We start from the raw sequence: 11,465 nt of genomic DNA, 5'->3' as shown, positions 1-11,465 counted from the left end.
ACTATCGCACCGGACCGGGAGCGAACGGACACTGATCACCTCAGGGAGACGGTTGCACCGAACCACCCGGAGTGTCCCGAACCGCCACCAGCCTTGTCCCTGGAACCTCAAGATCCCCGACAGAGTCCCTCACTTTCCAGGTGAGCAATCGTATCGGGTCGTACCCGCGTGTGCGCGTGTCGGGTGGTGGCAGCGGGGTGGTCTCGCAGGCCGGCGCCGTTCTGCTGGTCGAGACCGTCCGCAAGGCGGGGTTGGAGGCGGAGGTGTCGGCGGCGTTGGCGCCGTGGCGCAAGCCCAGAGCCGTGCACGATCCCGGCAAGATCCTGCTGGACCTCGCGGTCGCGGTGGCTCTGGGCGGGGACTGCCTGGCCGATGTGGCGATGCTGCGGGCCGAGCCGGCCGTGTTCGGGCCGGTGGCCTCCGACCCGACCGTCTCCCGCCTGGTCGACACCCTGGCCGCGGCCGGTTCCCGCGCGCTCGCGGCGATCCGAAGTGCGCGGGCCGAGGTCCGTGAGCGGGTCTGGAAGTTGGCCGGCGACGCAGCCCCGGACGCGGGTGGCGAGGTGGTCGTGGATATCGACGGCGTACTGGTCCTGGCGCACTCCGAGAAGGAGCACGCCGCCAAGACCTGGAAGAAGACCTTCGGCCATCACCCGCTGTTCGCATTCGTCGACCACGGCCCGGACGGGTCCGGGGAACCGGTGGCGGGCCTGCTGCGGCCGGGCAACGCGGGCAGCAACACCGCCGCCGACCACATCGAAACGACCCGCCTCGCCCTGGCCCAGCTGCCGAAGAAGTACCGGCGCGGACGCCGCACGCTGATTCGAACCGACTCCGGTGGCGGCACCCGCAAGTTCCTCAACTGGCTGACCGCCCGAGGTCGATGGCTGTCCTACTCGGTCGGGATGACCATCACCGACGCCGTGCACGCCGCCGTGCTCCTGATCCCGGCCTCGGCCTGGACCCCGGCCGTCGAACCGGACGGCAAGGTCCGCGACGGCGCCTGGGTCGCCGAGCTCGCCGGTGACGTCCTGACCGGCTGGCCGAAGGGCATGCGGCTGATCGTCCGCAAGGAACGGCCGCACCCCGGCGCGCAGTTGCGCTTCACCGACACCGACGGCATGCGGCTGACCTGCTTCGCCACCAACACCACCGGCACCCCGATCGCCCAGCTCGAGCTGCGGCACCGCCAGCGCGCCCGCGCCGAGGACCGCATCAGCGCCGCCCGCGACACCGGCCTGCGCAACCTCCCCCTCCACGACGCCGCGCAGAACCAGCTCTGGCTGGAGATCGTCCAGCTTGCGCTCGACCTGCTCGCCTGGATGCCGATGCTCGCCCTGCCCGGACCCGCCCGCAGATGGGAACCCAAACGCCTGCGGCTGCGGCTGTTCTCCGCCGCCGCCCAGCTGGTCACCACCGGACGCCGCCGCTACCTCCGCCTCGCCCGTCACTGGCCCTGGACAAACGCGATCACCAGCGCGTTCGAACGGCTGAGCGCCCTGCCGAACCCCGGCTGAACAGCAACAACGCCCCATCCCGACGAGCACCCGATGACTTCCGGAGCCGTGGAACCCGGCGCCCACCCGACGTGACAGCCGGGCCACCGGCCTCCCCACAGCGCAGAAACACCCCCGGACAAGCGAAAACGGCCCGCCAGCGAAGCTGACGATCCGTCATGCAAGGTCGAGGTTAACGGCACCGCCTTCTCCAGACTTGCTGTACGGACCCCGGCCTGGCGCGAGCGTTACGCGGTCCAACCCGGCTTTGAAGGCACCATTTGCGAGTTCGCCCACGCCATTGCCATCGCCGTCAACGTCGAACGGCTCAGCCGAAGTCCTCTGGAGGAACCAACGCCCTCCGCGACCGCCTGCAGCCTTTCAGGACTACCTCGATCGGCAAGACGCCCTGTGTCCCCGTGCCTGGCGAGCGGTCAGCTATGCAGGCCACCCGAGACCTCCGGCAGAGTCAAGCCGAGACGTGAGACGCCTCGACCGGCCGCGCGGGGACCTCAGCCGCCACTGCCTGCAGCAGTCACCTGATCGGTGGCGTTCCTCAAGATCCTCAGTCATGCGATGGTCATGACTCATCCCTCTCGCCATTCCGTCGGACGCCGTTAACCGTCCGTTTGATCAATCAACTTCGATCATTATCAATCGAAAGTAATCATCTGCTTTGCTGTGCCGCGGCATGGAAGAAGAGGTTTCGAAAGTTTTGTCCTTGTCGAAGCCGATCCTTCCGTGCGCCCTCAGGGGCGAGGCGGTCCGTGCGGACCCCTGAAGTGGTCCGTTTCACGATCAGAAGGTGGAGACCTGTCATGACGAACCCGTTTGAGGACCAGCACGCCCAGTACCTCGTGCTGGTCAACGAGGAGAAGCAGTACTCGCTGTGGCCAATCTTCGTCGACGTTCCCGAGGGCTGGCAGACCGAGTTCGGCGCGGCTCCGCGGCAGGAGTGCGTGGACTACATTGAGAAGACCTGGACCGACATGCGGCCCAAGAGCCTGGCCGACGCCATGGGCGACAACTGAGTCGTGATGTGGTGGGCATCCGTCGGCGTCAACGCCGGCCGACCGGCCACGAGGCGGGCGCGGCAGAAGCTGGCGCTGCTCGGAGCGGCATCGTCGGCGACCGCTGGCCCAGGCCTGCCCCAGGTCTGGCCGGTTCCACCTGCAGCCGGCCGCTCTACCGTCCTAGCAACTCCGGGACCCAAGATCGTTTGACTTGTACATGAACCTTCCTCGGCGGGGTTCCCGCCATCGGCTTCCGCGACAGTTCCACGCAGTGTGGGTCGCGGTGAGCGTCTCCAGCATCGGTGACGGCATGCGCCTCGTCACCCTCCCCCTCCTCACCACCGGCCTCACCGAGGACGCGCGGCAGGTCGCCATGGTGGCGTTCGCCGGGCAGCTTCCCTGGCTTGTTCTCGGTGTGGCCTCCGGAGTGCTCGCGGACCGCTTCGACCGCCGCCGCATCCTGTCCCTCGTCGATGCCGCGCGCGCGATCGTCACGGCCGCACTCGTCCTCGCCACGATGGCCGATGCCCTGTCCGTCCCGCTGCTCGCGGGAGTGGCTTTCCTTTTGGGCTGCGGGCAGACCCTCTACAACGGCGCATGGTCGGGCCTCGTACCCTCGATCGTCTCCCGCGACAGAATCGCCGCGGCCAACGCCCGCCTGCAGGTCGGCGCGCTGCTCGCAGGGAGCATGCTGGGCGCCCCGGCCGGCGCCGCGCTCTTCGGGATCAAGTCATGGCTTCCGCTCGCCGTCGACACGCTGTCCTTCGTGTTCTCCTCGGCGGTGACCGTGACGGTGCGCGCCGCGACGCGGACCCGCCCGGAAACCGGAGCCTCCGCCCCCGCAGGGCGGTCGCTGCGCCGCGAGGCCCTGGAGGGCATCAGCCGGCTGTGGCGGGACCCCCCGCTGCGGCGGCTCTGCGTGGTGGCGTCCGTGCTCAACCTCGTCATGGCGGGCCTGCTGTCCGTTCTGGTCCTGTACGCCAGGCAGGTGCTCGGGGTGGGCAGTTCGGGCTACGCGGTGCTGGTGGCGGCGTTCGCCGTCGGCGGCCTCGTCGGAGTTCCGATCGTCCGCCTCCTGGACGCCCGCATTGGCTCCGTGCGCGTGCTGCAGCTCAGCGCGTTCGCCACCTGCGTTCTCTGTGCCTGCCTGGGCCTGGCCGGGTCCGGCCCGGCGGCCGTGGCCGCGATCACGGGGTGCGGGGCCGCGAACCTGATCTGGAACGTGACCCTGGTGTCGCTTCGTCAGTCACGTGTGCCGACCCGCCTGCTGGGCCGGGTGACCATGGTGAACCAGATGGCCACCGTGAGCGCAGGGGCGCTCGGCCCGCCGCTGGCGGGGTTCGCCTATCACGGCGCCGGTCCCCGGGCACCGTTCGCCGCAGGCACATCCCTGCTATTCCTGGCCTGCGTCTTCCTGTGGCGCGGCCGTACCGACACGCCGGCACCCCCCGCGGCCGCCGGGAGCCCCACGGTCCACGGGATCGCGGACAGCCGGTCGGTGGCCGTGGACAGTCCGGTGAGCAGCCCGAACAGTCGGGCGACGGTTGCGGACGCCCCGCCCTCGATCACGCAGGACCCGGTCGACGAGAACGCGGGTGGTCCTACGACGGACGCGGGCGCCGGTGCGGCGGGTCGTCGCTGGACCGGACCGACGACAGCCGGTCGCCGTGGCACGCACACGCGCTTCTCGCACGGGCGCGGTTCGCTCCCGTCCGGCACGCGGTCGGGCGGGAGACGCACCGTGGACGTCAGAGGCGCGTCACCCGCCGTGTAATCCCCACCACCAACTCCACGGACCCCTGCACACGTCGCGCATCCCGACAGATCACCAGGACGTCGGCGCGCAGGCCGGCCCCCGCGGCGCGGTTCGTTCCCCCAGCTCATGTTCGACACCAAGGTGAGGCAATGCCCGAGTACGCAGGTAACCGGCGAAGGCTGATGGCCGGGCAGCAGGGTGTGTGGAACGCCCAGCAGCTCGATCCCGGGAGCGGCGCGTTCAACATCGCCGAGTACATGGAGATCCACGGCCGGCTGGACACCGCGCTGTTCGAATCGGCGCTGCGCCGCGCGGTCGCCGAGGCGGACGCCTACCACCTGCGGTTCGAACCGCAGGAGGACGGTGAGGTCCTCCAGCGGGTCGTCCCGGACGAGGCCTGGACGCTCCACCATGCCGACGTGAGCGCCGAGGCCGATCCGCGCGCCGCTGCGGAAGCCTGGATGCGTGAAGACCTCGCCAGGCCCTTCGACCTCACTGCGGAGGCCCTGTTCACCCATGTGCTGTTCAAGGCCGGGGACGACCGCTACTTCTGGTACCAGCGCGTCCACCACCTCATCGGCGACGGCTACAGCGGCTCCCTGCTCGTCTCGCGCTGCGCCCGGATCTACACCGCCCTGAGGCAGGGCGCCTCCCCCGGAGAGGAGGGCTTCCCCTCCTTCTCCCTGCTCCTGGACGAGGAGGCGGACTACCGGGCCTCGCCGGACTTCGAGGCTGACCGGGAATTCTGGCATGACACCTATGCGGACCTCCCGGACCTGCCCGAACCCAGCGGCACCTTCGCGGCCGGCACGCTCGGCACCTCGGTCCGCGCTTCGGCCGGCGTCGGCCCCGGTGACGCCGCGGACCTGCGGGTCACGGCGCGGCGCCTGCGCACCAGCCTCTCGGCCCTGCTCGTCGCGGCGGCTGCCGTGTGCGTGAGCCGGACGGCCGGCACCGAGGACGTGGTTCTCGGCATTCCCGTGCTCGGCCGCCGCGGGAACGTGCAGATGCGCACCCCCGGCATGATGGCGAACATCCTGCCCGTCCGCTTCCGGGTGCGTCCCGGGGACACGCTCGGCGCGTTCGTGCGCCATGTCACGCAGACCCTCCGCGGCGCGCTCAGGCACCAGCGCTACCGCTACGAGGACATCGTCCGCGACCTTCAGCTGACCGGTCGCACGTCGCTCTTCGGGGCGGTGGCGAACGTGATGCTGTTCGACTACGACGTCACCTTCGACGACCTGGCCGTCACCGCGCACGCCCTCTCCGTCGGCAATGTCCACGACCTGTCGATCGCGGTCCACGAGCGGTTCCCGGGTTCCGGCCTGCACATCGCGGTCGACGCCGCCTCCGCGGCATCGGGCACCGAGGCGGCACGGCGTACTGCCCGGCACTTCGGCAACGCGCTGACCTGGCTGAGGAACGCCGCCCCGGACGACTTCCTCGGGCAGTGGGACGTCCTCGGCACCGACGAGTGCGCCCAGGCACTGGAGGACTGGGCGGGCACACCCGGCACGGTACCCCCGGGTACGATCACGGACCTCTTCGAGGCCCGGGCCACCCGTTCCCCGCACGCCACGGCCCTGGTGTCCGGCGACACCGCCCTTACCCTCGGCGAGCTGAACGAGAGCGCCAACCGGCTGGCCCGGCTGCTGGTCGCGCGCGGAGCCGGGCCGGAGCGCCTGGTGGCCCTCGCGCTGCACCGCTCCGCCGACATGGTGGTGGCGATGCTCGCGGTGCTCAAGAGCGGCGCCGCCTACCTCCCCGTCGACCCCACGTACCCGCAGGAACGCATCACGCTCATGCTGGCCGACGCCAACCCGATGGTCGTGCTGGCGTCCCACGCGTCACGCCCCGCGGTCGAAGGCACCGCCACCGCCCCGCTGCTGATGGCCGACGATCCCGTCCTGCGGGCCGAGGCGGCCGCGCTACCCGCCGACGACCTCACGGACGGCGACCGCCTCGCCGCACTCACGCCGTCCCACCCCGCGTACGTCGTCTACACCTCCGGCTCCACCGGCACGCCCAAGGGCGTCGTCCTGCAGCACTCGGGCGTCGTCAACCTGCTGACGGCCATCGCCCGCCAGTACCCGTACGAGCCGGGCGCCCCGGCGCTGGCCAAGAGCTCGCTGAGCTTCGTCGACGGCTCGACGGAACTCCTCGGCTCCCTGCTGCACGGCGACCCCGTCGTCCTGGCAGACCCGGAGCAGGCACGCGACCCGCACGCCCTGGCCCGCATGATCGGGCAGCACGGCATCGGACGGATCACCGTCGTTCCCAGCCTGCTGGCGGCCCTGCTGGACGCAGACGTACCGGGGCTCGCCGAGTGCCGGCACTGGGTGACGACCGGCGAAAGCATCCCCACCCATCTGGTCGAACGCTTCTCCCGGATGCTGCCCGACGCGCGGCTGGTCAACTTCTACGGCGCCTCGGAGACGACCGGCGACGTCCTGTACGGCGAGTGCGGCCCGCGGAACGCCCCTCTCGGCCGTCCGCTCGTCAACTCCCGCGTGTACGTGCTCGACAGCGCCCTGCGCCCGGTGCCCGCGGGCACCACCGGCGAGCTGTACGTCAGCGGCCCGCAGCTGGCCCGCGGCTACCTCAACCGGCCGGGCCTGTCAGCCGAGCGCTTCGTGGCCGACCCCTACGGCGCCCCCGGCACCCGGATGTACCGTACGGGCGACCTCGCCCGCTGGAACCCCGCCGGGCATCTGGAGTTCCTCGGCCGCGCCGACACCCAGGTCAAGATCCGCGGCTTCCGCGTGGAGCCGGGCGAGGTCGAGTCCGCCCTGGCCACCCACCCCGACACGACCCAGGCCGCCGTCGTGGTCCGCGAGGACGCCGCCGGAAGCCGCCGCCTGGTCGGATACGTCGTACCCGCGGCGGGGCGGCACATCGAGCCACAGGCCCTGCGCCGGCACCTGGCGGCCGTGCTGCCGGACCACATGGTGCCCTCCGCGCTGGTCATGCTGGACGCCCTCCCGCTCACCCCGAGCGGCAAGGTCGACCGCAACGCCCTGCCCGCACCGGAGCACGATCCCACCGACGCCTACCGGGCCCCCGCCACACCGCGCGAGGAGACCCTCTGCGCCCTCTTCGCGGAGGTCCTGGGCGTCGCCCGGGTCGGCGTGGACGACAGCTTCTTCGACCTGGGTGGGCACTCCCTGCTCGCCGCGAAGCTGGCAAGCAGGGTGCGTGCCGTTCTGGGCACCGAACTTTCCCTGCGCACCCTTTTCGAGGCCCCGACGGCCGCAGCACTGGCCCTGCGGCTCGACACCGGGGCCACGCGGGCGCGGCCAGCCCTGACGGCCCGGCGGCGCCCCGATACCGTCCCCCTGTCCTTCGCCCAGCGCCGCCTGTGGTTCCTGCGCGAACTCGAGGGGCCCAGCGCCACCTACAACCTCCCCTTCACCGTGCGCCTCACCGGTGACCTCGACACCGAGGCGCTGGCGGCGGCCCTGCTGGACACTGCCGACCGGCACGAGGCACTGCGCACGGTGTTCCCCGCCGTCGACGGCGAGCCGCTCCAGCGTGTCCTGGACCTCGCGGAGACGGGACCGCTGCTGACCGTGCGGGACGCGACCGGACTCGACGGGACCGCCCTCGACGCGGCACTCGCCGAAGCCGCCGCGCACGTCTTCGATCTCGCGGCCGAGGCACCCCTGCGGGCGGACCTGTTCACCATCGCCCCCAGGGAGCACGTGCTCCTCCTGGTCGTGCACCACATCGCCGCCGACGGCTGGTCCCTCGCCCCGCTCGCCGCCGACGTGTCGCGGGCGTACGCGGCCCGTCTGCGCGGCGAGGCGCCCGCGTGGCAGCCGCTTCCGGCGCAGTACGCGGACTACACCCTCTGGCAGCGTGAACTGCTGGGCGAGGAGAGCGACCCCGCAAGCCTGCTCAACGAGCAGCTCTCCCACTGGCGCACCGCCCTCGCCGGCCTTCCCGAGCAACTGGCGCTGCCGGCCGACCGGCCCCGTCCCGCGGTCGCGTCGTATCGGGGCGACAGCGTCCGGATGGAGGTGCCCGCTGACCTGCACCGGCGACTGGTCCTGCTGGCCCGCCGCGAGAACGTGACCGTTTTCATGGTCCTCCAGGCCGCCCTCGCCGTCACCCTCTCCCGGCTCGGCGCCGGCGACGACATCCCCGTCGGCACCCCGGTCGCCGGCCGGGCCGACGCGGCACTGGACGACCTGGTCGGCCTCTTCCTCAACACCCTGGTCCTGCGTACCGACCTGTCCGGCGCCCCCGGTTTCACCGAGGTGCTCGCCCGGGTGCGGGAGGACGGGCTGGGCGCGTTCAGCCACCAGGACGTCCCCTTCGAGCGGCTGGTCGAGGACCTCGCCCCCGCCCGCGACCGGGCGACGCATCCGTTGTTCCAGGTGATGCTGGTCCTGCAGAACAACGCACAGCCCGTCCTCGACCTGCCCGGGCTTGCGACGACCGCCGGTGCGGCCGAGGAACCCGGCGCCAAGTACGACCTGTACCTCTCCCTGACCGAGACGTTCGGCGAGGACCGCGAACCCGCCGGTCTGCGGGGCGAGCTCACCTTCGCCGTCGACCTGTTCGACCGGACGACCGCCCGGACGCTCACGGAACGGTTCACCCGCGTCCTCACCGCGGTCGTCTCCGACCCGCACCGCCCCGTCACCGCCATCGACGTGCTGGACGCGGCCGAGCGTGTACGGCTGATCGAGGACTGGTCGGGAGCCGCAGCCCAGGCCCGCCTTCCCGACGTCCCGGTACACGAACTCTTCGAGGCACGGGCCGCAGCCGCGCCCATGGACGTCGCCCTGGTCTTCGCCGGCAGCCAGGTCTCCTACGCCGAACTGAACGCGCGGGCCAACCGGTTGGCGCGACTGCTGCTCGAGCACGGAGCGGGTCCCGAGAAGCCGGTCGCCCTCGCGGTACCGCGCTCCGTCGACATGGTGGCCGCGCTGCTCGCCGTACTGAAGACCGGCGCCGCCTGTCTGCCCCTGGACCCGCAGTACCCGGCGGAGCGGATCGCCTACATGCTCGACGACGCCCGGCCGGCCCTGACGGTCAGCGCGGGCGGCGTACGCCTCCCGGAGGTGCCCGGTACGGCAGGAGCGGTCGGCACGCTGGTGCTCGACGCACCCGACACCGCCGCGCGCACGGCCGGACTGCCGGACGGCGACCTGTCCGAGGACGAGCGGGCCGCGCGCACGTCCGGGCAGAACGCCGCCCTCGTCATCTACACGTCGGGCTCGACGGGCCGGCCCAAGGGTGCGGTGCTGACACACTCGGGTGTCGTCAACCTGGTCTCGGGCATCGCCGGGGCCTTCCCCTTCGAGGCGGGCGCCCCCGCTCTGGCGAAGAGCTCGCTGAGCTTCGTCGACGGCTCGACGGAACTCCTCGGCTCCCTGCTGCACGGCAGCCCGGTCGTCCTGGCGGACCCGGAGCAGGCACGCGACCCGCACGCCCTGGCCCGCATGATCTGGCAGCACGGCATCGGACGGATCACCGTCGTGCCCAGCCTGCTGGCGGCCCTGCTGGACTCCGGTGAGGCGGGCCTGCAGGCGTGCGGCCTGTGGGTCACGACCGGCGAGGCCATCCCGCGGCATCTCGCCGAGCGGTTCGCCCGCGCACTGCCGCACGCCCGGCTGGTGAACTACTACGGGGCGTCCGAGACCAGCGGCGACGTGCTGCACGGTGTGTGCGGCCGGTCCGCGGCCCCTCTCGGCCGCCCGTTCCCCAACTCCCGGGTGTACGTGCTCGACGCGGCCCTGCGGCCCGTGCCGGCGGGTGTCGCCGGTGAGCTGTACGTCGCGGGCGCGAGCCTGGCGCGGGGTTACCTGAACCGCCCGGGCCTGACAGCGGAGCGGTTCGTGGCGGACCCGTTCGGTCCGGCGGGTTCGCGGATGTACCGCACCGGCGACCTCGCCCGCTGGAGCCAGGACGGCGGACTGGATTACCTCGGCCGCACCGACGACCAGGTGAAGCTGCGCGGCTTCCGCATCGAACTGGGCGAGGTGGAGAGCGTACTCGCCGGACACGCCTCGGTGGCACAGGTGTCCGCCGTGGTGCGGGAGGACGTACCCGGCGATCGGCAGCTCGTCGCCTACGTGGTGCCGGTCGATGGCACGACGGACACGGACACGGACGCGCTCCGGCTCGCGGCCGACGTGCGCACGCATGCGGCTTCCACGCTGCCGGAGTACATGGTCCCGTCCGCAGTGGTCGTCCTGCACGCGCTGCCGCTCACCCCGAGCGGCAAGGTGGACCGCAAGGCCCTGCCCGCACCGGAGCGCGCATCGGCCGGCTCGGACCGCAAGCCTGCCGACGAGCGGGAGGCGCAGCTGTGTGCCCTGTTCGCCGAGGTGCTCGGCGTCCCGGAGGTCGGTCCCGACGACAACTTCTTCGAACTCGGCGGCCACTCCCTGATGGCGACCCGGCTGCTGAGCCGGATACGTACCGTGCTGGGCGTCGAGGTTCCCCTGCGCATGCTCTTCAACGCCCCCTCTGCGGCGAGTATCGCGGCCGTGCTGGCGGACGGCGGGCAAGCGATGCGCCGCGCCTTGACGGTCGGTGTGCGGCCGGATGCGCTGCCGCTGTCGTTCGCGCAGCGCCGCCTGTGGTTCCTGGGCGAGCTGGAAGGTCTGAACGCGACCTACAACCTCCCCTTCGCCATGCGGCTGCGCGGTGACCTCGACACGACGGCACTGGAGGAGGCCTTCCGTGATGTACTGGTCCGCCACGAGGTGCTGCGCACGGTCGTCGCGACCGTCGACGGTGCCCCGCAGCAGCGGATCACCGCGCCGGAGGCCGTCTCCTTCGAGCTGGGCACCGGCGAGGCCTCCGAGGAGGGCCTGTCGGACGCCGTCGCGGCCATCGCCGGTCGACCGTTCGACCTGGCGGCGGATCTGCCGCTGCGCGCCGGTCTGCTGACGGTGGGCTCGCGTGACCACGTTCTCGTGGTCGTGGTGCATCACATCGCCGCGGACGGCTGGTCGCTGGTTCCGCTGGCCGCTGACGTGTCGCAGGCCTACCGCGCCCGTGTGGCGGGTGGCGCTCCGGAGTGGGAGCCGCTGCCGGTCCAGTACGCGGACTACGCACTGTGGCAGCAGGACCTCCTCGGCGGTGAGGAGGATCCGAGCAGCCTGCTCAACGAGCAGCTGGCCTACTGGCGCAAGGCCCTGTCCGGGCTGCCGGAGGAACTGGCCCTGCCGACCGACCGGCCGC

4 protein-coding genes are annotated in these 11,465 nt (G+C 71.8%); all 4 read left to right on the top strand.

Going from position 1 to position 11,465, the window contains the following annotated elements:
- Positions 1-140 precede the first annotated feature (140 nt).
- The gene (locus LO771_RS29575) at positions 141-1,517 is read left to right on the top strand and encodes an IS1380 family transposase (RefSeq protein WP_230748166.1); all 1,377 of its coding nucleotides are present in this window, start codon (positions 141-143) and stop codon (positions 1,515-1,517) included.
- Between the two features lie 797 nt (positions 1,518-2,314).
- On the top strand, positions 2,315-2,527 hold the full coding sequence (locus tag LO771_RS29570) for an MbtH family protein (protein ID WP_230748164.1): 213 nt from the start codon (positions 2,315-2,317) through the stop codon (positions 2,525-2,527).
- A 199-nt stretch (positions 2,528-2,726) separates the two neighbouring features.
- Positions 2,727-4,283 (top strand): MFS transporter, encoded by a 1,557-nt coding sequence (locus LO771_RS29565; RefSeq protein ID WP_255745040.1) that lies wholly within the window; start codon positions 2,727-2,729, stop codon positions 4,281-4,283.
- Positions 4,284-4,414: 131 nt separating this feature from the next.
- Positions 4,415-11,465 (top strand): non-ribosomal peptide synthetase (locus LO771_RS29560; protein ID WP_230748161.1); only part of this gene is annotated, 7,051 nt, incomplete at its 3' end.

Origin of the sequence: Streptacidiphilus sp. ASG 303 (assembly GCF_020991365.1) — a bacterium.
Taxonomy (GTDB): domain Bacteria; phylum Actinomycetota; class Actinomycetes; order Streptomycetales; family Streptomycetaceae; genus Peterkaempfera.
This window is presented reverse-complemented; position numbering and strand designations above follow the sequence as displayed.

What these genes read in the sequence shown, in the direction of transcription:
- LO771_RS29565 (WP_255745040.1), top strand. Translation starts at nt 2,727, where the DNA reads ATGAACCTTCCTCGGCGGGGTTCCCGCCATCGGCTTCCGCGACAGTTC.
- LO771_RS29570 (WP_230748164.1), top strand. Translation starts at nt 2,315, where the DNA reads ATGACGAACCCGTTTGAGGACCAGCACGCCCAGTACCTCGTGCTGGTC.